The sequence below is a fragment of the Winogradskyella epiphytica genome (assembly GCF_003217215.1).
GTDB lineage: Bacteria > Bacteroidota > Bacteroidia > Flavobacteriales > Flavobacteriaceae > Winogradskyella > Winogradskyella epiphytica.
Genome location: NZ_QJTD01000001.1, coordinates 550,870 through 575,098 on the forward strand (window position 1 = coordinate 550,870; position 24,229 = coordinate 575,098).

20 protein-coding genes are annotated in these 24,229 nt (G+C 33.8%); 7 read left to right on the forward strand and 13 right to left on the reverse strand.

Annotated features, from left to right (window positions below; all coding sequences use genetic code 11):
- Entirely contained in the window at positions 1 to 1,317 is a 1,317-nt protein-coding gene (locus DFQ11_RS02440) for a gliding motility-associated protein GldE (RefSeq protein WP_110474019.1), read from the forward strand.
- Between the two features lie 48 nt (positions 1,318 to 1,365).
- Complete coding sequence (gldD, locus tag DFQ11_RS02445) at positions 1,366 to 1,935, forward strand: gliding motility lipoprotein GldD (protein WP_110474020.1); 570 nt, start codon at positions 1,366 to 1,368, stop codon at positions 1,933 to 1,935.
- An 88-nt stretch (positions 1,936 to 2,023) separates the two neighbouring features.
- Here the strand turns inward: gldD and DFQ11_RS02450 are convergent, their stop codons facing one another.
- The 8 genes from DFQ11_RS02450 to DFQ11_RS02485 form a co-directional block, all read right to left on the reverse strand.
- Positions 2,024 to 3,700, reverse strand: a complete 1,677-nt coding sequence (locus tag DFQ11_RS02450; RefSeq protein ID WP_110474021.1) for a choice-of-anchor J domain-containing protein — start codon at positions 3,698 to 3,700, stop codon at positions 2,024 to 2,026.
- Between the two features lie 12 nt (positions 3,701 to 3,712).
- The gene (locus DFQ11_RS02455) at positions 3,713 to 6,247 is read right to left on the reverse strand and encodes a TonB-dependent receptor (protein WP_110474022.1); all 2,535 of its coding nucleotides are present in this window, start codon (positions 6,245 to 6,247) and stop codon (positions 3,713 to 3,715) included.
- 163 nt (positions 6,248 to 6,410) lie between these two features.
- A complete protein-coding gene (gene pgi / locus DFQ11_RS02460; protein WP_110474023.1) occupies positions 6,411 to 8,057 on the reverse strand; it encodes a glucose-6-phosphate isomerase in 1,647 nt (548 codons plus the stop codon).
- Positions 8,058 to 8,064: 7 nt separating this feature from the next.
- A complete protein-coding gene (locus DFQ11_RS02465; protein WP_110474024.1) occupies positions 8,065 to 9,372 on the reverse strand; it encodes a M23 family metallopeptidase in 1,308 nt (435 codons plus the stop codon).
- Positions 9,373 to 9,384: 12 nt separating this feature from the next.
- Positions 9,385 to 10,317 carry a tryptophan 2,3-dioxygenase family protein gene (locus DFQ11_RS02470; protein ID WP_110474025.1) on the reverse strand — a complete coding sequence of 311 codons (933 nt, stop codon included), beginning with the start codon at positions 10,315 to 10,317 and terminating at the stop codon, positions 9,385 to 9,387.
- A 10-nt stretch (positions 10,318 to 10,327) separates the two neighbouring features.
- Positions 10,328 to 11,110: a DUF3108 domain-containing protein gene (locus DFQ11_RS02475; RefSeq protein WP_110474026.1), complete on the reverse strand. Its 783-nt coding sequence runs from the start codon at positions 11,108 to 11,110 to the stop codon at positions 10,328 to 10,330.
- Positions 11,111 to 11,463: 353 nt separating this feature from the next.
- Complete coding sequence (hppD, locus tag DFQ11_RS02480) at positions 11,464 to 12,627, reverse strand: 4-hydroxyphenylpyruvate dioxygenase (protein WP_110474027.1); 1,164 nt, start codon at positions 12,625 to 12,627, stop codon at positions 11,464 to 11,466.
- A 131-nt stretch (positions 12,628 to 12,758) separates the two neighbouring features.
- Complete coding sequence (locus tag DFQ11_RS02485) at positions 12,759 to 13,916, reverse strand: homogentisate 1,2-dioxygenase (protein ID WP_110474028.1); 1,158 nt, start codon at positions 13,914 to 13,916, stop codon at positions 12,759 to 12,761.
- Between the two features lie 593 nt (positions 13,917 to 14,509).
- On the opposite strand from DFQ11_RS02485, the gene DFQ11_RS02490 reads away from it, so the two are divergent.
- A complete protein-coding gene (locus DFQ11_RS02490) occupies positions 14,510 to 15,184 on the forward strand; it encodes a hypothetical protein (RefSeq protein ID WP_110474029.1) in 675 nt (224 codons plus the stop codon).
- A 73-nt stretch (positions 15,185 to 15,257) separates the two neighbouring features.
- On the opposite strand, the gene DFQ11_RS02495 is transcribed toward DFQ11_RS02490, so the two are convergent.
- Positions 15,258 to 17,513: a patatin-like phospholipase family protein gene (locus DFQ11_RS02495; protein ID WP_373287845.1), complete on the reverse strand. Its 2,256-nt coding sequence runs from the start codon at positions 17,511 to 17,513 to the stop codon at positions 15,258 to 15,260.
- 97 nt (positions 17,514 to 17,610) lie between these two features.
- Entirely contained in the window at positions 17,611 to 19,404 is a 1,794-nt protein-coding gene (gene uvrC / locus DFQ11_RS02500; protein ID WP_110474030.1) for an excinuclease ABC subunit UvrC, read from the reverse strand.
- 87 nt (positions 19,405 to 19,491) lie between these two features.
- On the opposite strand from uvrC, the gene DFQ11_RS02505 reads away from it, so the two are divergent.
- The 4 genes from DFQ11_RS02505 to DFQ11_RS02520 all read left to right on the forward strand — a co-directional run bounded on the left by DFQ11_RS02505 (position 19,492) and on the right by DFQ11_RS02520 (position 22,407).
- Positions 19,492 to 19,917 (forward strand): ATP-dependent zinc protease family protein, encoded by a 426-nt coding sequence (locus DFQ11_RS02505; RefSeq protein ID WP_110474031.1) that lies wholly within the window; start codon positions 19,492 to 19,494, stop codon positions 19,915 to 19,917.
- Positions 19,914 to 20,798: a 30S ribosomal protein S6--L-glutamate ligase gene (rimK, locus tag DFQ11_RS02510; protein ID WP_110474032.1), complete on the forward strand. Its 885-nt coding sequence runs from the start codon at positions 19,914 to 19,916 to the stop codon at positions 20,796 to 20,798. Before DFQ11_RS02505 ends, rimK begins: the two co-directional genes overlap by 4 nt.
- Positions 20,799 to 20,878: 80 nt before the next feature.
- Complete coding sequence (locus DFQ11_RS02515; protein WP_110474033.1) at positions 20,879 to 21,847, forward strand: succinylglutamate desuccinylase/aspartoacylase family protein; 969 nt, start codon at positions 20,879 to 20,881, stop codon at positions 21,845 to 21,847.
- Positions 21,844 to 22,407 (forward strand): 5-formyltetrahydrofolate cyclo-ligase, encoded by a 564-nt coding sequence (locus tag DFQ11_RS02520; RefSeq protein ID WP_110474034.1) that lies wholly within the window; start codon positions 21,844 to 21,846, stop codon positions 22,405 to 22,407. Before DFQ11_RS02515 ends, DFQ11_RS02520 begins: the two co-directional genes overlap by 4 nt.
- On the opposite strand, the gene DFQ11_RS02525 is transcribed toward DFQ11_RS02520, so the two are convergent.
- The 3 genes from DFQ11_RS02525 to DFQ11_RS02535 form a co-directional block, all read right to left on the reverse strand.
- The gene (locus DFQ11_RS02525) at positions 22,361 to 23,026 is read right to left on the reverse strand and encodes a lipoprotein signal peptidase (RefSeq protein ID WP_110474035.1); all 666 of its coding nucleotides are present in this window, start codon (positions 23,024 to 23,026) and stop codon (positions 22,361 to 22,363) included. The genes DFQ11_RS02520 and DFQ11_RS02525 overlap by 47 nt on opposite strands.
- 66 nt (positions 23,027 to 23,092) lie before the next feature.
- Entirely contained in the window at positions 23,093 to 23,683 is a 591-nt protein-coding gene (locus DFQ11_RS02530; protein WP_110474036.1) for a DUF4097 family beta strand repeat-containing protein, read from the reverse strand.
- A gap of 159 nt (positions 23,684 to 23,842) precedes the next feature.
- Positions 23,843 to 24,226 carry a TraR/DksA family transcriptional regulator gene (locus DFQ11_RS02535; protein ID WP_110474037.1) on the reverse strand — a complete coding sequence of 128 codons (384 nt, stop codon included), beginning with the start codon at positions 24,224 to 24,226 and terminating at the stop codon, positions 23,843 to 23,845.
- Positions 24,227 to 24,229: the final 3 nt, after the last annotated feature.

The window sequence follows — 24,229 nt, forward strand, 5'->3', positions numbered from 1 at the left end:
TTGGACCCAGAACCCACGATTTTATTTTCAAATTTAATAGTCATTAGTACCCCCATTATAACGAGTATCATTATACTCATTATACTATTAATTTCCTCTGCTTTAATATCTGGAGCTGAAGTTGCTCTCTTTTCTTTAACCAAATCTAATATTAAAGATGGTTTAGAGAACAAGTCAACCTCTATGGAAGTTATTGCAAGACTATTAGAACGTCCGAAAAAACTATTAGCTACGATATTGGTTGCAAACAACTTTATAAACATAGCCATAGTTTTACTCTTTGCTTATATAGGTGAAACCGTTTTTAGTAGTATATCAAATACGCTTGTACGGTTTTTAGTAGAAGTTATCTCTGCCACCTTTCTTATTTTATTATTTGGTGAAATTATTCCAAAAATCTACGCTAGTAGGAATAGTGTAAAATTCTCATCGTTTATGGCAAGACCTTTACAGGTTTTAGATGTTATTTTCTCACCATTAAGTTTGCCTATGCGATATGTGACTATTCAGATTCAGAATAAGTTCGGAAAAAAGAAATCGAATAACCTAAGTGTAGACCAGCTATCTCAAGCATTAGAATTAACTAATGAAGAAGACACCACAAAAGAAGAACAAAAAATATTACAAGGTATTGTCTCTTTCGGAAACACAGATACCAAACAAGTAATGCGTCCGCGCATGGATTTGTTCGCCTTAAATATTGAATCACCTTTTGAAACAGTTATAAAAGACATTATAGAAAATGGTTATTCTAGAATTCCGGTTTATGAAGAAAATATAGACACTATAAAAGGTGTGCTTTATGTTAAGGATTTATTACCTCATTTAAATAAGAAAACATTTGATTGGACTTCTATTTTACGTGAACCTTTCTTCGTTCCAGAGAATAAGAAGTTAGACGATTTAATGGTCGAATTTCAAACGAAAAAAGTACATCTCGCCGTCGTGGTTGATGAGTATGGTGGAACCTCAGGATTGGTCTCTCTTGAAGATATTATTGAAGAAATTGTAGGTGATATTAGTGATGAATATGACGATGAAGATTTAGTGTATACCAAATTAGACAATAATAATTATAGCTTTGAAGGTAAAACACCTTTAAAAGACATGTATAAAATTGTTGGTATTGAAGATGATGCCGAATCGTTTGAAGCTAAAAAAGGAGAAGCTGAAACCCTTGCAGGTTTTGTTCTAGAAATTTCTGGTGGTTTTCCAAGAATTGGTAGTAAAATAAATTTCAAAAATTACGTTTTTACTATAGAGGCTTTAGAACGCAAACGTATAAAGCAGATTAAATTAACTTTATTAGACACGTAAAAGTCTAATATTAAATTAAATTGAATTCCACCTTTGTGGGATATATGTATGAAACGAATAGTACTACCTATATTAAGTTTATTTATGCTAGGTTGTGGTGACGATACCTTACCTAAACCAAAAGCATATTTAAGATTAGAATACCCAACCGCAAAATATGAAAAGGCAATAGTTCCACTTCCTTTTACATTTGAAATGAACAAATTAGCCTCACCAATAAAATCTGTTAAAACATCTGAGAGCGCGAATGGTGTAGATATTAAATACCCATCAATGAAAGCCACGATTTATTTAACCTATAAAGAGGTTAAAAACGGAAATTTAGATAGCTTACTACGAGACGCTCAAAACCTCACACAAAAACATACCATAAAGGCTGATGCCATTTCTACGAACCTTTTTAAAAACGAAGAAGAAAAGGTCTACGGAATGTTATATGAAATAGGAGGCGATGCAGCTTCTCAATCTCAATTCTATGTTACAGATAGCTTAAATCACTTTTTGAGCGGTTCATTGTACTTTTACGCAAAACCAAATTATGATTCGATCTATCCTGCTTCAGAATATTTAAAAAAGGACATTAAACGTATTATGGAAACTGTCCGATGGAAGGAGTAACAAGTTTTACTACTTACTAAATATTATTATAAAGAAAATGCCTATCGAGTTTCGATAGGCATTTTTTTATTCATTAGTTAATTTACCCTTAGTTTTGGTAAACCCACTCGCCATTCATTTTAATTACAGCGAAGTCTTCAGTAGTATTACTACCATTGTAAACATTTATTGTTACAATATATTTTTGCTCATCTTCAGCAGAAGGATCAATAATATCTAAAACAACTGCAATAGCATCTAATACCATAGCATTTGTCCATTCGTTACTGTTTCCAACTCTTCTGTCCATGTTACCATAGTTCTCCATACTACTAGTAGCATTTGGATATTCAGTAGCTAAAGCGGCAACAACTGCAGCATAATCAGCATCTGTAAACGTATGTCTAATCGTGTTATCTGGAACCCAGATACCATCTTCAAAACCAAATTGAAGAGATGTAGAAATTGTTGACTGATGTGGCATCCAAGCACCATTCTCAAACATATAAGATTGTCCTCTTAAACCTAAACCGCTGTTTGAAGAGAAGTATTTGTAGATAACAAAAATTTGATCTTCCTCTTGAGCGTAAGGATATTTTATGCTTAAGAAAGTTGGGATATAACTATCAGCATCAATTGAACTACTAAAGTTATCATATCTTCCTGGCTGACCAGAAGCTTCACCCATTGAATCGTAATCTGAAGTACTTAAGTAATACACATTTTCAGCTAATTCCCAAGAACCATCTTCATAAACAAAATACTCACCTTTAGAATCGTACTCTCCTGTAATTCCTAAAGCGTTAACTGTAAGGAAATCTATTTGCCAAGTTGCAGATTCTGAATCTGTAGACTCATATTTTAAAGCGATATGAATAGTTTGACCATCGTAAGCTGATAAATCAAAATTTTCAGATAAAACATAGTTATAGTTGTTTCCTGCTGGCGCATTTGCGAAATCGATAACTTCCCAAGTTGCAGCTGAGGCATCACCACCTGTAGTATAATCTGAAGACACCATTACATTAAGTAATGATAAATCAGTAGCAAAATTAATAGCTTGACTAATTTGTAAACTCACATTAGATTCACCATCTAAATCAATAGCAGGAGAAATTAACCAATCTTCATTTGCAACAGAACCAGTACCACTAACGTAACCACTCATTTTTGCAAACTCTAAGCCATTATAGCTTGAAGGGTGCCATTCTTGATCATCACCGATAACACTGATGTTTTCGAAACCAGATAAATCTCCATTAAAACCAAAGTTAACTAATTCAGAAATTCCAACATCAGGAACTTCAGTATAGTGCTTATACTTTACTAAAAGCATATCTCCTTCTTCTGCACCAGCAAATTGAGCATCTAATACAGCTGGAATTTCAGCAGTAGCATTTACATCTGGATAAAATCCGAAAGCATCACTTCCTGCAGAAGCATAATCAGCCGTAGTTAATTCGTATTCAGTTGCTGAAGTATAATCGTTAACACCTTCTGCATTTCCTACGTATAACTGATATCCGATTGTTACAGAAGAACCTTCTCCCCAAAACGGATATTTATCTGCGATAAAACCTGGTAACATAGTTTTTGCATCTTCAACAGAGCTAAAACTACCGAATCCTAGTTCTAAATCAGCATAATCATCACTTGTTAAGGTGTAGTTGTCAATTCCGACAATAATGTCTTCAGACGTTTCCATTTCGTCATAGACATCTTCCATTGGGTTACAACCTACAAAGGTTAACCCAAAAATTACTAAACAATATATTATTCTTTTCATATTAAGTATTTTTTAAAATTTAAGTTTTAGACCTACACTATACGTTCTACCAGGACCGTAATAAACTTGAGCCTTATAAGCAGTTCCGTCTAAATCGTTTGCGTCTGAAATATATTCAGTATTGAAAACATTGTTTACTTTACCGATTAAAGAAGCTTCAAAAGATCCTAAGTCAAATGAATGTCTTAAACCAACATCAAATAATCCGAAATCAGGAATTTTCCACACATCTGGTAAATCATTACTTCCTCTGTTTGTAACATCATAAGAAGCATAGTTATCACCTGCAAAGTTATAATCTACATAGATATTAGATTTAGCAGCTAATTTATAATCTGCACCTAAAGCAAAGGTAGTTTGAGCAGCATCACCAACTTTTAAGTCTTTTGCGAACACCTCAACTAAATCAATTTCATCACCAGATTGGTCTTTTACACTTGCAGAAACATTACTCTTCCATTTCCAGTCTCCTAAAGAAGCCATACCTGTTAAAGTTAATTTATCAGTAGCGTTATATCTTAAATCGATTTCAATACCTTGGTGTAATGCATCAATTCCTAATAAGTTATAGTAATAGATGTTATCACCTGAACCGATTCGACCAGAGTAAGTCTTATCTAACCACTTCGTGTAGTATACGTTAACATTAGCTGTTAATTTTTCAGAACGGAATCCGTAACCTAATTCAGCACTAAATACTTTCTCATTTTCAGCATTTTCGTTAGCATCTAAAGTATCTTCATTTAAGAAAACTCCAACTAAGAAAGGTGCTTTTGAGAAATAACCAACATTAACAAAAACGTTATTTGAAGCATCTAAGTTATAGTTACCACCACCTTTAATACCGTAACCTAAAAAGTCTACAGCTTCAGAAGTTCTACTTCCTGTGATGTCACTATTCATAAATTCTTTTTTCTTGTAATTTGTATTTGAAATATCACCTGCGATAAACAAGTTTAATTTATCATTTACTTGGTATTCAGCTTGACCAAATAAACCAGATCTTAATACAATACCATCGTAATCTTTATTATACTTATCACCTACTCTAAGTGGCTTACCATAAGCAAACGTATCTCTTTCATTATCTAAGAAGAATTGACCTCCTAATAAATCATCTACTTGGTACCAGTGAGAACCAACATAGTAACGAGCATCTAATCCACCAGAGATTGTTAATCTGTCATTCAATTTATTCTTATAAGTTGATAAAATTCCGTACCAGTTATGAGAGTTTCTTGAAGATGAAATAATATCAGTAGAACCGTTTACACCATTTGCTCTGTTTTCAGCAATAATTTGATCAAAATCAATTGGCTGTAAACCTGAAGCACCTAATCTGTAGGCATCGTCACCAATTTTAGAACCTTCATCTCTTCTTCCTCCACCAGAACCAAATGAAGCATATACTGCAGTAGATAAAGCAGAGTTATCATTGATGTTCCATAAGTGATTAAGAGATAATTGTGGTTTTTGGTAAAAGTTGAAAGACTGGTGATAAACTTCACCATTCTTATAACCCCAATCTTTATTAGCTTTTTGTGGGCCTGAATCAGTATCTCTTAATTCAGCAATTGTAGAACGGTTATAACGCTGACCGTGTTCTTGCTGTGCTCCAAAAGCTGTAAAAGATAATCTATTTGATTCATTAATTTGTTGAGATAAACTTACGAAGTAGTTGTAACCAGAAAATTCTGTTCCATCTACATAACCATCTCCACCAATTTTAGAAGCACTTACTGTTGCAGCAAAACCTTTATCAGTTAAACCTGTTGAGTAAGTCATTCCGTATTTTAAATACCCATCGTTAGCGATACTTGAATTGATATTACCACCTTGAACAGCATCTGTTGTTTTAGTAATAATATTAATTGTACCACCTACAGAAGCTACAGCTACTTTAGAAGCACCTAAACCTCTTTGAACTTGCATTGTAGAAGTTACATCTCCTAATCCAGCCCAGTTACTCCAATATACACGACCATTTTCCATATCGTTGATTGGCACACCGTTAATCATAACAGCTACGTTTTCAGAATTAAAACCTCTAAGGTTAATTCTACTATCACCGTAACCACCACCTGCTCTTGTTGTATACACACCAGGAGTAGATTTTAAGATTTCAGGAAATTCTTGAGTACTTAATTTTAAGGCGATATCTTCGGCCTTAATTGTTGAAACCGCTACAGGTGTTTTTCTATCAACAGCTACAGAAGCTACAATCATAATTTCATCTAATCCAACATTACTAGACATTAAAGTAATTGTACCTAAATCTGTATCTCCACTAAAAGCTATAGTTTGAGTTACATAACCTACGTAAGAGATGACAATCTCTCCTGAGTTAGATTCAGCTTTTAAGGTAAAGTCACCTTCAAAACCTGTAGTTGTACCGTTAGTTGTTCCCTTTACTACAATATTGGCTCCGGGAAGCGGCGAATTCATGTCACTATCAATAATTTTACCCTTGATAGTGCTTTGGGCATATGCAAATGTTGTTAAACAAGTTAATACAACAGTACACAAAAAAAGACTAAATTTTTTCATATAAAATTTAAGTTAATTGGTTTCAATAATTAGTGCAAAATTACACATAACTATAATTATATTGTTACCTAAGTGTTAAAAATATTAACAGAACAAAGGTAACAATACGTTAAATAAGAATTATGCACGCATAAGGATTCTTATTAAAACTTTTTAACAACTTTTAACAGTTTCTTTTGTAATATGACAACAAATTCTGTGTAGACGAGTCATGCTGTACGTTGTCAGCACCTTCATTAAGTTCAGATAATATGGATTTTGCCAGTTGTTTTCCTAATTCAACACCAAATTGATCGTAACTATATATATTCCAGATGATTCCTTGAACAAAAATTTTATGCTCATACATTGCAATAAGTTTCCCTAAACTCTCTGGAGTTAATTTCTGAATTAGGAGTGAAGTCGTTGGTTTATTTCCTTCAAACACCTTAAATGGTGTTAATTGTGAAATCTCGGTTTCAGATGTGGATTGCGTTTTTAATTCTGATAAGACCTCCTCTTCGGTTTTACCATTCATTAAAGCTTCGGTTTGTGCGAAGTAATTAGACATCAATTTATCATGATGATCTTTGTTTCCATGCAGCGATTCTACATAACCTATAAAATCCGCAGGTATAAGTTTTGTCCCTTGATGGATGAGCTGAAAAAAAGCGTGTTGAGAATTCGTCCCTGGCTCTCCCCAAATTAGTGTTCCCGTTTGATAGTTCACCGGATTTCCATCTCTATCTACACTCTTTCCATTACTTTCCATAATGCCTTGCTGCAGATATGTAGCAAACTGATTTAAATACTGTGTATATGGAATGATTGCTTCACTTTCAGCATTAAAGAAGTTATTGTACCAAACAGTTAATAAAGCCGAAATGACCGGAATGTTTTCTTTAAAATTAGCGGTTCTAAAATGGGTATCCATTTTATGAGCACCATCTAATAAACTTTCAAAGTGCTTATAACCTAATGCTAAACTTATAGATAATCCGACTGCACTCCACAATGAAAAACGTCCACCAACCCAATCCTTCATTGGGAAAATGTTTGCTTCATTAATACCAAATGCCTTTACACTTTCAATATTAGTAGAAACCGCAACAAAATGTTTAGCTACAGCTTCCGGTGGAAGTGTGTTTAAAAACCATGATTTTATAGAGTTAGCATTAGATAAGGTTTCTTGCGTTGTAAAGGTTTTAGACACAATCACAAAAAGTGTCGATTCTGGATTAAGACGTTTAATTACTTCGTTAAAATGATCACCATCAACATTGCTAACAAAATGTGTATTTAGATGGTTCTTATAATATTGAAGCGCATCAACAACCATTGCAGGCCCAAGGTCCGAACCTCCGATTCCAATATTTACAATATCTGTAATGGCTTTTCCTGTATGCCCTTTATGTTCACCACTAACTACTGAGTTTGTGAAATTTTCTATCTTCTTTTTAACCTCATGAACTTCAGGTATCACATTACCCCCTTCAACAAAAACCCGTGCGTCTTTTGGTGCCCTTAAAGCGGTGTGTAATACCGCACGACCTTCCGTTGCATTGATAATATCCCCATCAAAATATTTAGAAATAGCATCACTTAAGTCAAGCTCCTCAGCTAGTTCTATTAGCAGGTCTAGAGTTTCAGAAGTCATTCGGTTTTTCGAGAAATCGGCATAAAAATCCTCCCATTGAACGGTTAAGTCATTCGCTCTTTCAGGATTTGAACCAAATAAATCCTTAAGTTGTTTAGATTTAATGGTTTCAAAATGTGCTTGTAACTTTTTCCACGCGTCCGTGGTCGTTGGATTAATTGCCTTTAATGCCATGATAAATCTATATTATTGGACTTTCAGAAATAGTATTCTCTTTGTCTTTTGGTTCTGCTTCTAAGAAGTGAATATTATCTAATCGTTGTTTTATTGGTTTAATAAACTCTAAATAATGCACTTTTAGGCTATCTGAGATGGGCTCAGCGTCTGGTAAATCTTCTTTAAACGGATCGACTTGCCTGCCATTTTTCCAAAAACGATAACAGACATGAGGTCCGCTTGTGTTCCCTGTCATACCTACAAAACCGATAATATCCCCTTGCTTCACATATTGTCCTTTTTTCACATTCCTTTTACTCATGTGTAGATATTGTGTGGTATAAGTATCGTTATGTCTAATTTTTACGAATTTACCGTTTCCTCCACGTCTTGTTGATTCTACAACAGTTCCGCTTGCCGTTGCCATAATAGGTGTACCATTTGGTGCTGCAAAGTCGGTACCTTTATGCGGACGAACTTTATACCCATAAACAGCAATTCGACGTTTTAAATTATATCTCGATGAAATTCTACTAAACTGAACTGGCGCTTTTAGGAATGCACGCCTAAGGTTCTTTGCATCCTCGTTAAAATAATCTACAATACCCTTAATAGAATCCGTTTGATATTGAAATGCGTATAAGGAATCCTTATTGTGTTCAAAATATGCGGCCTTTACATTTTGCACTCCAGCATAAATAGTATCGTCGATATACTTATCGGTATAAATCACTTTAAAACGATCGCCTTTTTGCAAACGTCTAAAATCTATGGTCCACGCATAAATTTCATCAGCCATTTTATAGGCTAATTTTTGACTTAAACCTTTCTCTTCAAGCGTTTTTGAAATACTACTTTCTATAACTCCTGTCGCAATTTTTTCAACATAAGTAACCGGCTTTCTGCTAGTATAGGCATGAATAGAATCTTTTAATCCTATAACCACATACTCTTCTTGATTTGGTTGATAAATAAAGGTTTCAGGTTGTGGAAGGCTATCGTTTTCAGAATCTTTTGAATACAATAGCGTATAAGGTCTACCGGGATGAAGTTTTCTTATATCGAAAGTGTCCTTAGCAACTTCAGCAATTTGAAATATATTTGGATAACCGATATTATTTCGACCTAAAATTTCTCCAAAGCTATCACCCTTTCTTATGGTGTCGCGTTTTACAATATAATTATTAATATCAAAACCAAACTCGAGAATCTTTTCTTCCTCTACATGTTCTGCCTCTTCTTTTTTGAAAGCTATCTCAGCCGAATTATCCTCTTTACAAGCATAAATACTTACTGCAATTACAGCTATTGCTACTAATTGTTTTAACTGCATTAATTAAGTTAATTATAAATTATTTCCCCAGTTCTCTAATTCTTCATTACTCCACAATTCCGGAAAGAAAATACGTCTTTGATATTTAGGATGCATGTACTTTTTCCAATCACTGCCTCCTGTAGCTTCACCATCTCCTATACCACTTTCAATATAATGTTTAGCTGCATTGTAATGAGCCATTACCCATGAGATGTTTACCGTATAATCATAGTGACGCATGGCTTTTACAAGCTTTTCGTTTTTCTGATCTTGCTCTGGTAACTCCTTAAAACGTGTCCAAAGATTCTTCGTATTATAGGCTTCCATAAACCTTAAAAACTCGTCTTTATAACGTTTTTCAAAATTAACTAAAAGTGTGGATTTTTTGCCCGTTTTATAATCTTTTCCTGCAGCTTGCCAATATAAATGCTCAAATGCGTGAGTATAAGGTGTGTTTCTGTCAATGTCCTTTCTAAATCTATAATCGATTAAGTTGATGAGTTCTGTTGAAGCAAATTCAATCTGTCTATATTGTGCACTTTGGAATCCACTCGCTGGAGTTAAGGTATATCTAAACTTCATATACTGTTCTACCGACATTCCTTCTCTCATAATATTGAAAGAGGTTGAAAGCATATCGAAATAACGACTTATACGCATGAGTTTTTCCTCAAAAAACGTCACATCTAAATCTTCTTTCTCTGCCACTTGAGAAAGTTCCCAAAGAATCATTTTAAAAAGTAATTCATTAATTTGATGATAGGCAATAAATACCATCTCATCAGGAAGGGTTGTACGCTGGGTTTGAAGACTTAGTAAGGCATCGGTCTGAATATAATCCCAATAAGTAATAGGCTTGCTATAAAGCAAGCCGTATAAATGGTCGTCTGTATCTTGATCTATTTTGTCGTACTTCTCTTGAAGTGCTTGTATAATTTCGTCGTAGTTAGGTTGGTTTGACATAATTAATCTTTTAATCTTTATAATCTATTTGAAAGGAGTGCTTTAATCCTTTAAAAGCGACCAATTCTGCTCTAAGAGAACCTACTGCTAAATTGGCCCTGATTCTTAAAGGAATTTTATTGTCGTCTGCACTCACCCACAGTGTTAAACTTTCTTCTTCTTTAAATACACGACCTGCCATAACGTAAGGTCTAAATTTTAGTGTTTCTACTCTACCAAATTTTGTCTTAATCGTTTCTCTTCCTAAGTATTTCAGTTTGAAGCCATAATTTTCTTCATCAAAAAACATAGTTAACTGAACAACATCACCAACAGAAATCTTTTCGGTATCATAATTATTTCTGAGATAGTAAAAAGCAGATACCATATCCTGAACATCCTTTTCGGTGGCTACAGTGGTCACTTTTTTATGTTTTTTATTAAAAACCTCAGCTTGTTTCTTCTCATGGTCAAACGTAATTTCTATATCTTTAGTGTGACCTCCTTCATCTATTTTCCTAATAAATTTATAAGGTAATAAGGTTTCTTTATCAAAATAACTTTCATACCTATCTTCTACTTTGAAAAATGCTTTAATAAGTCCTGTCGTCCACCCTTTCCCCACCACATGGTAAACGTCTTTTCCATTCATTCTCGACTCTTTTACAGATAAAGTTGCATTACCTGCTTTTAAGAAGCCACTATAACTCATTTCAAATTTAAACCATTCCCCTTTTTGAAATGCTGATTTCTTTTCAACCTTTGGCGTTTGAAATCCCGCTAAGAACAATATGATAGTAAATAAATATTTCATGTGTTTTGGTCTATTGAGCTTTGACGTTCATGTGCCCTTTGTCATTAATCACTTCAATAAGCGATAAAACTTTTAGCATAGTCGTTTCAAAATCTCAAGTTTGTAAATATAATTAATGTAACTCAGTTTTTGTGTTACAATTAACTTAAATACAATATCCATTCCAAACCCGACAAATCCATTTATTACCACTAAAAACAGGTGCTATTTCAAAACTAAATGATATAATAGACTTACTTGGCACATCTCTAATAAAATTAAAAAAAGCCCCCCTTTATTCTAGCTAAACCCAGAATGAAGGGGGACTTTTAATTAAGTTTGTTTAGTTATAATACCAAACACAATACGTTTTTCTACAACGTTCCTCTTTTCGCTTGCTCTCTCTCAATAGATTCGAACAACGCCTTAAAGTTACCTGCACCAAAACCTTGAGCTCCCATTCTCTGAATAATTTCAAAGAATAATGTTGGTCTGTCTTGTACTGGCTTCGTAAAAATCTGAAGTAAGTACCCTTCTTCATCGGCATCTACTAGAATAGACAGTTTTTGAAGTTCTTTAATATCTTCCTTCATCATATCCATATGAGATCCTAAACGTCTTGGAATATCATCGTAATAAGCTTGAGGTGGTGGTGGTAAAAACTCTACTCCTCTTGCTTTTAATTGCGCAACAGTTTCAATAATATCATCTGTAGCTACAGCAATATGCTGCACTCCTGAATCTTCATAAAAATCTAAATATTCCTCGATTTGAGATTTTTTAGCAGCTTTGGCCGGTTCATTAATAGGAAATTTGATTCTTCCATTTCCGTTACTCATCACCTTACTCATAAGCGCAGAGTACTCGGTATGGATTTGTTTATCATCGAAAGATAGGAAGTTTACAAACCCCATAACGTCTTCATACCATTTAACCCATTGGTTCATTTGTCCCCAACCCACATTTCCTACCATATGGTCTATATATTTAAAACCTACTGGTTCTGGGCTGTAATCACTTTCCCACTTTACAAAACCTGGCATAAACACACCGTCATAATTTTTGCGCTCTACAAACATATGCACAGTTTCACCATAGGTATAAATTCCAGCTCTCACCACTTCACCAAATTCATCCTTTTCAACCGTTGGTTCCATAAATGATTTTGCGCCACGCTTCGTAGTTTCTTCGTAAGATTTTCGAGCATCTTCAACCCATAAGGCTACAACTTTAACACCATCACCATGCTTTACGATATGTTCGTTAATAGGCGACTTACTATTTAAAGGTGTCGTTAAGACTAAACGAATTTTATCTTGTTTTAATACATAACTCACGGAGTCTCTTGAACCCGTTTCTAAACCTTTATAAGCATAGGACTGAAAACCAAATGCCGTTTTATAATAATGAGCCGACTGCTTTGCATTACCCACATAAAGTTCTACATAATCCGTTCCTAAAAGTGGAAGGAAATCTTGAGCACCTTCAAATATTTTTTCTAATCCGTAGTTGACACTTTTTACTTCTTTTTTACTCATGTTTATTTATTTAAAATCGAAAAATTAGAGCGAAGATTCAGATGAAACTTATTTTAATAAGCCCATTTATATCTTCTCATATATTTCTAATTTTTCTTGAATTATTAATATTTTCTATTGTTGTTGTTTTTTTATTCAAGCCAAGATTTAAAGTATTCTTCATCTGCAATTTTTAGTGCCTCTTCCGTTACTTTTAAAGGCTTAAATGTATCTACCATTACCGCCAATTCATCGGTTTTCACTTTACCAATACTACGTTCCATAGCTCCTGGATGTGGCCCATGAGGAATACCTGCTGGGTGTAATGAAATATGACCAGCATCTATATCATTCCTACTCATAAAATCGCCATCTACATAATACAAAACTTCATCACTATCAATATTACTATGATTGTATGGTGCAGGCACCGACAGTGGATGGTAATCGTATAACCTTGGCACGAAGCTACAAACCACGAAGGCATCGGTTTCAAAAGTTTGATGCACTGGAGGTGGTTGATGAATACGGCCCGTTATAGGTTCAAAATCGTGAATTGAAAAGGCATACGGATAATTATAACCATCATAACCTACCACATCAAAAGGATGTGAGGCGTAAACCATTTCAAAAATATCGTCTTGCTTCTTTATTTTAATTAAAAAGTCTCCCGACTCGTTATAGGTTTCTAACTCCTGTGGTTGTCTTAAATCGCGTTCGCAAAACGGTGAATGTTCCAATAATTGCCCGAACCAATTTCGGTAACGTTTTGGCGTGTATATAGGACGCTTAGATTCAACTATGAATAATCTATTATCTTCAGTATCAAAATCAATTTTATAAATAATTCCTCTTGGCACTAAAAGATAGTCTCCATATTTAAAATCGAGATTACCTAACATAGTTCTCAATTTACCCGTCCCTTTATGGATAAAAATTAGTTCATCCGCATCGGTATTTTTATAAAAATAATCTTTTATAGAAGTTTTAGGTGCTGCTAAAATAATACTACAGTCGCTATTTGTTAAAACTACTTTTCTACTATCTAGATAGTCGGTCTCTGGTTTGACTTGAAAACCTCTAAATCGATAAGATTGTATACTGTTTTCTTTAGCAATTTTAGGTGCAACGCTATATTGCTTTCTTATTTCTTTAACCTGTGTTGGTCGTTGTTCGTGATAACTATTGGTGTACATACCGTCGAAACCTATAGTCCCAAACAACTGTTCGTAATAAAAATCGCCATTTGGTTTTTTAAACTGCGTATGGCGTTTTGGGGGAATTTTTCCTAATTTATGATAAAATGGCATGTTTTGATAGGTTTAAAAGTTGAATTGTTTATGCCTTTATTTGGTATAAATAAAACTGTGCTTAAAGGTACAAAAAAATGATTTTAAGTTGACCCTATGTTTTCCACTAAAAAAAGTGAAATTAGAGAGACTTCTGCTTTCACAGGAATTCATGAGAATTTATTCTGGCTTCCTTTTAAGAAGGTAATGAAGATATAGTTTTAGGTTGGGCCAGAATGGTTTCATGCTCACAAATATCGAAAAAAATTGCGATTTAAAATAAGGATTTGTAAAACCAACACTGACACTACTACATATTATAAGATTTTACTTGTTCATTTACGGTTTTTCCACAGCAACGTTACGAGAAAACCGTAGATATTAAAATTACTCACATTAGATTTGGTAGTTTCCATCTCGCTTTTTTTTTAGATTTGCCTTGTTAATAACTGAAAATATGTGTTTTAACCTGGCATAATATTGCTGTTATTGCCATTGGTTAAAAAAAAAGCTGTACAGGTTTATTTTTTTCTCGTAATTCATTACTCGTTAGTAAATACCTCGTTAGTTTAATCTCGTTATTATTTATTAACCAACCTCTCTTAAAAAATGTGATGTGGTTTAAAAATCTTAATTTCAATCTCAACACCAGTTTTAACAAACGTTTAAAAAGTATAAAAACGGTTTCGGAACTCAACGGTATAGAATCTTTTAATACTGCTATTATGTTCGATCAGCCAGAACATAATTGGATGCTTAGTGGACGGATTTCAAAAAAAATTAAAAAAATACGCTACAACTTAAGTTCTCGCTTTAGCTATAATGATACTTTTCAGATTTTGAATGATGAAACGAACCTTAATATTTCAAAATCGATTTCTTCAACTGTTGGTATAGAAACGTTTTTTAAAAAGCATCCCACTTTAGAAATCAATTATACCAAAGGTTTTAGCAACTATAAAGCGCGAGGTTTAAATAATGAATTTGAAAATGACCGATTTGAAGTGATTCTGGAATACGATTTTTTAAACGACTTTATCTTCAAAGCAGATTATACCTTTGAAAATTATAATAATAAAAGTCAAAACACAACCAACACTTTTGATACTGCTAACGCTTCATTATTCTATCAAAAAGAAGATAGTCCTTGGGGATTTGAAGTCAATGCTACCAACTTATTTGATGTAAAATTTAAACAACAAAATTCCTTTAATGCTTTTGTAATTAGTGATATCAGAACATTTATCCTACCGCGCATTGTGATGTTTAAGCTGAGTTATAAACTGTAGAAAACATCTGGACTACGCTCGATGTGACCGTAGACGGAGTTTTTAATAATTGGAATTCTGACTAGGCAGGAATTTAAAACCAAAACCCAAGGTTAAAATACCAATAACCATCACCTGTATCTGGTGAGTAGCTGTATTTTCCTTCTAAAGGTCCCAAAAAGGTTTCTAAAGAGTAACCTATGGCATAGCCCGTATAATCTGGAGAAGAAAAAAATTGTCCGGTTTCAAACAAACCATCATCTATATTGGCAAAATTTGCTGCCAAAAGAATATGGTGCTTTTTAAAAACCTCATAATCCAAAGTTAGAGTCCCTCTTACAAAACTATCTCCTGTTAAGGATAAATAGTCGTATCCATAAAATGAATAAAAGTTATTTATAAAGTTAGCTCCGTAACCTCCAATAGCAAAGCCTAAAGCTTTTGTTGATTTATCACCAATTTTAAACCCACCATTTGCTTCCGTTTTTAAGGCCAACTTATCACTAAAACTAAACGCATATCCTATATCTGCTTTTGCTATTGAATACTCTTCAAAGTCGGCATTAAAACTAGAAGCATTTAAATACAAATGAAAATAACCATTGAAATAAAATCCGCTTTTAGGAAAGTGAGCATTATCAAAATCGTCGAATTTTAAATTTCCAAAAACACTATAATAGTCTGTATTTTCAAAAGTTACCTCATTACTCTGATTATCATCTACGATAGTTTCTGAGGTAATTTTTAAACGCTTATGCTCAATGCCTGCTCTAAGAGCAAAATCTTTTCTAAAAATGGTTTGCAAATACAATTGGTTTGTAAAATCTGACACCTCAGCATCTAGCTTATTTAAGCCTAATAGTATTGGTGAATCTTCCTCTAAGGCCAATAAGGGGTTTACATTTTTATTAAATTGATTATAACGTGATTTTAATCCGACACTGATATAAAAACCTTTATCAATAAAATAGTCGAAATTATATCTAGAATTATCACCTAATATTAAATCTAAAGAGGCAATATCGTTATTGAATAATAATTTCTTTTTAGTAAGATTGGCGAGAATGGCACTTTTATAAAGTCCATCATAATGAAGTCCAAGTCTTAAAAAAGTAGAGGTTTCAGTCTCTTTTATTTCCCCTTTAAGGTTAAACTCATTTTCATCCTCTGTAGACTCCAATTGGTATCTAAACGTATCAAAATTATTGGTTGCAATAAGGTTGTTTACCCCTTGTTTAAAGTCTTGATAACTAATTTTTCTATCATCTTTTAATTTCAATCGCCCTATAAGGTAAGATCGTGTATAACGTTCATTCCCTTCAATACTCACTGCATTTATCTTTAAACTATCTAAAACTTGCGCTTCTGGTCGCTTAAAATCCCTAGGCTGTTGTTGTCTTACTTTTTGTAATTGTGTGAGTTCTGCTCTTGCAGCCTTTTCACCATTAGCAATAATATCTCCACCTTCATCAAATGAAATCACCGAGAAATTAGTAATATCTGGTTTTATATAGATATCCGTCAATTCGGCCTTGCTTTTCATAGCATTTATGGTACGGAAATTACTAATTTGCATCAATATATCAGGTGCCGACTTTAAAGACTCCCTATCTTTTAAAGCATCTTGTACATCAACACCTATTATTATATCCATACCCTTAGCGCGTAACTCTTCTACCGGAAAATTATTAGTAACACCGCCATCAATTAAAATATTTCCATCTATAATCACAGGTTGAAATAAAGACGGTAAGGCACCACTTGCAGAAACCGCCTCAGCTAAACTCCCCTTGTCCATAATTAGGGACTCGCCAGTTTCAACATTTGTCGCCACGCAGAAAAATGGTATTGGCAGCTTTTCAAAATCATTAATATCCTTCACAGGAAGCATTAATTGATATAGTAAATTGTAAACGTTTTGTCCACGAGATAAGGCTGATGGTAAAGAAATTTTAAATTTATCGAATGGTAAGGTAACTGCATATTTTTCCGCATTTTCTCGCTCATAAAACGATTTTGACGCTCTAGGAAAAGCATCATTGATTAACTCATTAAAATCTTGAGTTTGAAACAAGGCTTCCAACTGATTCCCTGAATATCCTGAAGCATACAAAGAACCAATAATGGCTCCCATACTTGTTCCAGCTACATAGTCTATTTTTAATCCTAAACTGTCTATAACCTTAAGCACACCAATATGAGCGAAACCTTTAGCTCCTCCTCCACTGAGCACTAATCCTACTTTTGGCTGAGGTTTCGTTTTCTCATTTTGCGCATTCAGAGAAAAACCCACCATTAAAATTAAGACTATTGTAAGCGTATTGATTTTCATATTCGTTTTTACTCTCATCATTTAATTTATAAAAAAAACAACTCTCACCTGTGTTTTCAGAATACAGTAAATTTAATGCATTTTATTGTTACTAATAATCAGTTCCTTTAGGAATTTATTCTTTGTGATAGTAGTGATAAACTTTATTTGCTCGAGATACCCCCACCACTGCCTCAAGTTCATCTAATTTTGCATTCGCAATCCGTTTTACGGTTTTGAATTCCTTCATTAAATTAACTATGGTTTGCTCTCCAATTCCTGGAATATTTTCCAATTCTGTAGTTAAAGCACTTTTGCTTCTTCTGTTTCTATGATGCTCAATCCCGAAACGATGGGCTTCGTTTCTCAATTGCTGAATAATCTTTAAGGTTTCACTTTTCTTATCTAAATACAATGGAATTGGATCATCAGGATAAAACAATTCTTCCAAACGTTTTGCAATACCAATTATGGCGATTTCCTGTCTTAAACCAAGTACATCTAAACTTTTTAAAGCTGAAGACAACTGCCCTTTTCCTCCATCGATAATTATCAATTGTGGCAAAGGCTCATCCTCTTCTAACAATCGTTTATAGCGTCTATACACCACCTCTTCCATCGATGCGAAATCATCGGGACCCTCAACCGTTTTTATATTAAAATGACGGTAATCTTTTTTGCTTGGTTTTCCATTTTTGAATACCACACAAGCGGCAACAGGATTGGTTCCTTGAATATTGGAGTTATCAAAACATTCAATATGTCTTGGCTCTTCAGATAAACGTAAATCGGCTTTCATTTGGGCCATTATTCTATTGGCATGTCGATCTGGGTCTACAATCTTTATCTGTTTCAACTTATCCATTCGGTAATATTTTGCATTACGTATAGATAAGTCTAAAATATTCTTTTTATCACCTAATTTTGGAACAGTTATCTTAATATCTTCTCCCAAATTCACCTTAAAAGGCACGTACACTTCTTTTGAATTTGAATTAAATCGCTGCCTAATCTCGGTAATGGCCAACTCTAATAATTCCGTGTCGGTTTCTTGTAGTTTTTTCTTTAACTCCAAAGTATGCGACCTAATAATTGAGCCGTAACTCAATTGTAAAAAATTGATATAAGCATAGGTTTCATCACTGACAATAGAGAAGACATCGACATTGCTAATTTTAGGGTTTACAATTGTCGATTTGGCTTGGTAGTTTTCTAAGACCTCTAATTTTTCCTTTATTTTCTGAGCGTCTTCAAACTGCATAGCTTCTGCATGATCCTTCATTTGTTGTCTAAATTGCTGAAGGGAATCTTTAAAATTTCCCTTTAGAATTTCTCTAATAGCAGAGATATGCGCTTGGTATTCGTCTTCTGTTTCGTAACCCTCACAAGCACCTTTACAATTACCTAAATGATATTCTAAACAGACTTTGTATTTTCCTGCTTCAATCTTGGATTCTGACAAATCATAATTACAAGTACGTAACTGATACAAACCTTTTATCAACCCTAATAGCGTTTTGACGGTTTTCATGCTTGTATAAGGACCAAAGTACTCTGAGCCATCTTTAATCACCCTTCTTGTAGGAAATACGCGTGGAAATCTTTCCTTCTTAATACAAATCCAAGGATACGATTTATCATCTTTTAATAAGACATTGTATTTAGGCTTGTATTTCTTAATGAGGTTGTTTTCAAGTAATAGCGCATCATTTTCAGTTTCGACTACAATATGTTTAACTGAAGCGATATTTTTTACCAAGACGCGCGTTTTACCATAATCGTGATGCTTGGTAAAATAACTACTCACTCGTTTTTTTATATCTTTGGCTTTGCCGACGTATATTAAACGTTCATCCTCATCAAAATACTGATACACTCCAGGCTGATGTGGAAGGGTTTTTATCTGTATGTCTAGGTTCGATTTCGGCATTTAATCAAAGGTAATAATTCGGTCATTTATTCCTGTCTTTTAAATGGACTTTATGATTACCTTGCGCCTCTTTTTTAAAAACAATTTATGACTAAAAAGATTTTGGGTCGAGTAGATAAAATCGACTTTCCCGAATTAAAGCTTTACACAATAGATGTAAAAATGGACACAGGAGCCTATACTTCTGCTATACATTGCTCTAAAATTAGAGAAGAAAACAACAAACTGTATTGTATTTTTGAAAGTAAAGGGCATCCTAACTTTAAAAGTGATGAGGTTGTTTTTGATAATTATACATATACAGATGTAAAAAGTAGTAATGGCTATAAAGAAAACCGTTATAAAATTAAAACTACCGTTGTTTTCTTTGAAAAAACTTATAAGATTAACTTAACTTTAAGCACAAGAGACGATATGAAATTTCCTGTCTTAATTGGACGTCAATTTTTAAGTAAAAAATTCCTAGTCGATGTCGATCTTGAAAATCAATCCTTTAATCAAATAAATAAATGAACATAGTAATTCTTTCTCGCAATCCTGAACTTTATTCTACTCAACGTCTTGTTGAAGAAGCAGAAAATAGAGGTCATAAGGTCGAAATTATAGATCCTTTAAAATGCGATATTATTATAGAAAGAGAAAAACCAACCATCTATTATAAGAATCGCTATTTAGATTATGTCGATGCGATTATCCCAAGGATTGGTGCGTCCATAACCTTTTATGGTTGTGCTGTAGTTAGACAGTTTGAAGAAATGGGTGTTTTTACAATTGCACCTTCAGATGCTATTACACGTTCTAGAGACAAATTGCGAAGCTTACAGCGCTTAAGCAAAGCCGGAATTGGGATGCCTAAAACGGTATTTACAAACTATTCACGTGATGTTGAAGAAGTCATAGAACATGTTGGTGGTACTCCCGTAATTATAAAATTACTTGAAGGTACTCAAGGTCTTGGAGTGGTTTTAGCCGAAACTAAAAATGCAGCCGAATCTGTATTAGAAGCCTTTAATGGTTTACAGGCTAGAGTGATTGTTCAAGAGTATATTAAAGAAGCTAAAGGTGCCGATTTAAGAGCTTTGGTTGTAGATGGCCAAGTGGTTGGTGCTATGAAACGTCAAGGTAAAGAAGGTGAGTTTCGTTCAAATTTACATAGAGGCGGATCGGCCACTATCTTTAAATTAAGCGAGGACGAGTTGAAATTAGCCATGAATGCAGCAAAGGTTTTAAAATTACCGGTTTGCGGTGTAGACATGTTACAATCTGAACGTGGTCCTTTATTATTAGAAGTTAACTCTACGCCAGGTTTAGAAGGTATTGAAGGTGCTACTCAAAAAAATATTGCGAAAGCAATCATTACTTTTATAGAACGTAATAAAAAAGAGAAATCTTAAGTTTAGCACAAGTCTTTAATGCCTTGAACTATCTGAAGTAATACCAAACAAAACCTGATTTATTAATAATCGGAACATATATGATTGAAAACGACGTACTACATATTTTAGGTAAAAAAGTTGGTCTTGGACAAAGCGCTACAGTAAGTTTCAATGTTGCCAAATTACATACCCAAAACACGATTGATGTTCCTGTTATTATTGAGAGATCGAAAAAACCTGGTCCCATCGTATTAATTACAGCAGGTATTCATGGCGACGAAATTAATGGTGTTGAAATTGTAAGACAGATCATTTCTAAAGGCATCAATAAACCGAAGCGTGGTACTATAATCTGTATTCCGGTTATTAATGTATTTGGATTCATTCATATGGATCGTGAATTTCCAGACGGACGCGATTTAAACCGTGTATTTCCAGGAATAAAAGGTGGCTCATTGGCTAGTAGAGTAGCCTTTAAATTAGTCACAGAAATTTTACCTCATGCCGATTTAGTTTTAGACTTTCATACGGGTGGTGCAGATCGGTTTAATGCGGCTCAAATTAGAATTATTAAGGGGGAAAAATCCTTATATGAATTAGCGAAAATCTTTGGCGCTCCTTTCGTTTATTATTCTAAAAATTTAAATAAATCTTTCAGGAATACCTGTCATAAATTAGGAATTCCTATTCTTTTGTTTGAAGGCGGAAAATCTTTCAATATAGATAGTAATATTACAAATACAGCAGTAAATGGTGCCAAACGTGTTTTGCATCATTTAGATATGTTGAATCGAAAATTCAAAGTATCAGAACCAAAAAAGGAATGCGTTTATATTGCCGACAGTAAATGGATACGTGCGAAATATTCAGGAATGTTTAAAGCAACCGTAAAGATTAATGCTGAAGTAAAAAAAGGAGATGTTTTAGGAAATATCACAGACCCTTATGGTAGCTTTAATCATTTTGTAAAAGCACCTAATAATGGTTATATTTTCAATATAAATGAATCGCCAATTATCTATCAAGGTGATGCTATTTTCCATATCACTACAAAGTTGAAGGAATGACAAAATCAGAACTACGACAGAAATACAAACAGCTTAGAAAAGAACTTAGCGACCATCAAGTTGAAGACTTTAGTTTAGAGATTGCGAATCAACTATTGAAAATGGCTATTTGGGACAAATCCTTTTATCATATTTTTTTATCTATTGAAGAGCAAAAAGAAATCAATACGGACTATATTCTGAATATTCTAGCCGGAAAAGACAAAAACATTGTCATATCTAAAAGTCATATTCAAGATTATAGTATGACGCATTACTTGTTAACTGACAATACCACACTTAAAAAAAGCAAGTATAATGTTCCTGAGCCTGTAGATGGAATCGAGATTCAGCCATCTCAATTAGATGTCGTATTTATTCCGCTTTTAGCCTATGATCAATCAGGAAATAGAGTTGGCTATGGTAAAGGATTTTACGATCGATTTTTAGCGCAGTGCAAACCGGAAACTTTAAAAATTGGCTTATCATTTTTTGATGCTGAAACAGATACTTTTGAAACTTCAGAAAATGATATCAAGTTGGACTATTGTGTGACTCCGACTCAAGTGATTCAGTTTTAGGCGTATCTTCAAATACCTTATTATTAAATACAATTAAAATTCCAATACCTGTGCTAATAGCCACATCTGCTACATTGAAAACAGGATCAAAGAAAGAAAAGTATCTACCACCAATTAATGGGATATGATCTGGAATTAATCCACTCCAAATTGGAAAATGAAGCATATCAACTACGCTGCCATGAAACACACCAGCATATCCTCCGTCTTCTGGTAAAAATGTAGCGACTTGCATGGAGCTATCACTAAACAAAATGCCATAAAAAACCGAATCTATAATATTTCCTAAGGCGCCTGCAAAAATCAAAGCAATAGCGAAAACTAAAATTTTAGAATTCTTCTTCTTTGTAGCATTAACTAACCAAATACCAATTCCGATTACAGCGATGATTCTAAAAAGTGTCAGAATCAACTTCGCCAATTGATCTGAAACAGACGGAATAAAATCACTCAGTTTCGTCCCCCAAGCCATGCCATCATTTTCTATAAAGGCAATCTTAAACCACGAAAACACAGTAACATCCTCACCTAATTGAAAATGTGTTTTAATATAAATTTTACTGACTTGATCTATCAGTAGAATTATAAATATAAGAAGTGTTGCTTTTTTTAAGGACATACTATTTCCCTCGAAAGTGAGAACCTATTTTGGTTAGAACCTGATATAAGAAGCAAAAATAATGGTTTAATATCGCTTTTCAACAGTTATATCGCCATTTATAGAGGTCAAGGTCCAGGTTGAGGCTGACTTAGGGAAATAATCGACAACAACATTGCCATTATTGGACAGCGCATCTATAACACCACTATTAGTTTCAACCTTAATGTCTCCATCAATGGTATTAATGAGAGCTGATTTTGTTTCACCATCGACACGGCAATGACCTTGTAATAATTCGACATAAAGAGAACTAAAGTCACCTTCAAGATTCACAGAACCGATATCACTAGTTATAAACACGTCTAAATGTTGTGGAATTTCTAATTGTAAAGTTGCAGCAATCACTTTATGTGCATTTCGCTTATCGTCTGGGATGACGTCGAATGAAAAACGTTCTAAACTTAGATTAAGAGTAGTGTTTTCTTCTTTTATGTCAACTTGAAACTCGTTTTGATATTCGCCATCTAGAACAGAAATTATTTTAATCTGATTAGAATTTGAGCTAGAAACAGAGATTGAAAATATTTGATTTCCATTGATAGAAATACGCTCAATATGTTCAGCGGATAAATGAGTTACCAGTTTATTTTGGGAGATGGTTTCGATTGAAAACATGATAAAGAGCAGAAACAAAAAAGACCTTTTAAGTAGGGACAACCTAAAAGATCTATTAGTGTTATAACAAAAAGCCTTGGAGAATAAACACCAAGGCTTTATGTTTTTATATGTTTTCAAAATGACATCTCAATTTTGAGATTCCTGGTGTATCAGGAATTATTGTTGCATATTTTTAGCTTCAATACTCAATGTAGCATGAGGAACTAACTTTAAACGTTCTTTGTTTATTAGTTTTCCAGTCACACGACAAATACCATACGTTTTATTCTCAATACGAATAATAGCATTCTTTAAATCTCTGATAAACTTTTCCTGACGAATAGCTAAAGCCGAATTTGCTTCCTTACTCATAGTTGCACTTCCTTCTTCAAAAGCTTTGAATGTTGGTGATGTATCATCGGTACCATTGTCATGGTCATTCATATATGCACTTTGAATAAGCTCTAAATCATGCTCTGCCTTCTTAATCTTCTCTAAAATCAGGCCTCTGAATTCCTCTAAATCCTTATCGGAATACCTGTGGTTCATTTCTGTTGTCATAAT

Bases quoted from the DNA above. Each gene is read 5' to 3' on its own strand.
- gldD (WP_110474020.1), top strand. From the start codon at position 1,366: ATGAAACGAATAGTACTACCTATATTAAGTTTATTTATGCTAGGTTGT.
- DFQ11_RS02450 (WP_110474021.1), bottom strand. From the start codon at position 3,700: ATGAAAAGAATAATATATTGTTTAGTAATTTTTGGGTTAACCTTTGTA.
- DFQ11_RS02455 (WP_110474022.1), bottom strand. From the start codon at position 6,247: ATGAAAAAATTTAGTCTTTTTTTGTGTACTGTTGTATTAACTTGTTTA.
- pgi (WP_110474023.1), bottom strand. From the start codon at position 8,057: ATGGCATTAAAGGCAATTAATCCAACGACCACGGACGCGTGGAAAAAG.
- DFQ11_RS02465 (WP_110474024.1), bottom strand. From the start codon at position 9,372: ATGCAGTTAAAACAATTAGTAGCAATAGCTGTAATTGCAGTAAGTATT.
- DFQ11_RS02470 (WP_110474025.1), bottom strand. From the start codon at position 10,317: ATGTCAAACCAACCTAACTACGACGAAATTATACAAGCACTTCAAGAG.
- DFQ11_RS02475 (WP_110474026.1), bottom strand. From the start codon at position 11,110: ATGAAATATTTATTTACTATCATATTGTTCTTAGCGGGATTTCAAACG.
- hppD (WP_110474027.1), bottom strand. From the start codon at position 12,627: ATGAGTAAAAAAGAAGTAAAAAGTGTCAACTACGGATTAGAAAAAATA.
- DFQ11_RS02485 (WP_110474028.1), bottom strand. From the start codon at position 13,916: ATGCCATTTTATCATAAATTAGGAAAAATTCCCCCAAAACGCCATACG.
- DFQ11_RS02490 (WP_110474029.1), top strand. From the start codon at position 14,510: ATGTGGTTTAAAAATCTTAATTTCAATCTCAACACCAGTTTTAACAAA.
- DFQ11_RS02495 (WP_373287845.1), bottom strand. From the start codon at position 17,513: ATGAGAGTAAAAACGAATATGAAAATCAATACGCTTACAATAGTCTTA.
- uvrC (WP_110474030.1), bottom strand. From the start codon at position 19,404: ATGCCGAAATCGAACCTAGACATACAGATAAAAACCCTTCCACATCAG.
- DFQ11_RS02505 (WP_110474031.1), top strand. From the start codon at position 19,492: ATGACTAAAAAGATTTTGGGTCGAGTAGATAAAATCGACTTTCCCGAA.
- rimK (WP_110474032.1), top strand. From the start codon at position 19,914: ATGAACATAGTAATTCTTTCTCGCAATCCTGAACTTTATTCTACTCAA.
- DFQ11_RS02515 (WP_110474033.1), top strand. From the start codon at position 20,879: ATGATTGAAAACGACGTACTACATATTTTAGGTAAAAAAGTTGGTCTT.
- DFQ11_RS02520 (WP_110474034.1), top strand. From the start codon at position 21,844: ATGACAAAATCAGAACTACGACAGAAATACAAACAGCTTAGAAAAGAA.
- DFQ11_RS02525 (WP_110474035.1), bottom strand. From the start codon at position 23,026: ATGTCCTTAAAAAAAGCAACACTTCTTATATTTATAATTCTACTGATA.
- DFQ11_RS02530 (WP_110474036.1), bottom strand. From the start codon at position 23,683: ATGTTTTCAATCGAAACCATCTCCCAAAATAAACTGGTAACTCATTTA.
- DFQ11_RS02535 (WP_110474037.1), bottom strand. From the start codon at position 24,226: ATGACAACAGAAATGAACCACAGGTATTCCGATAAGGATTTAGAGGAA.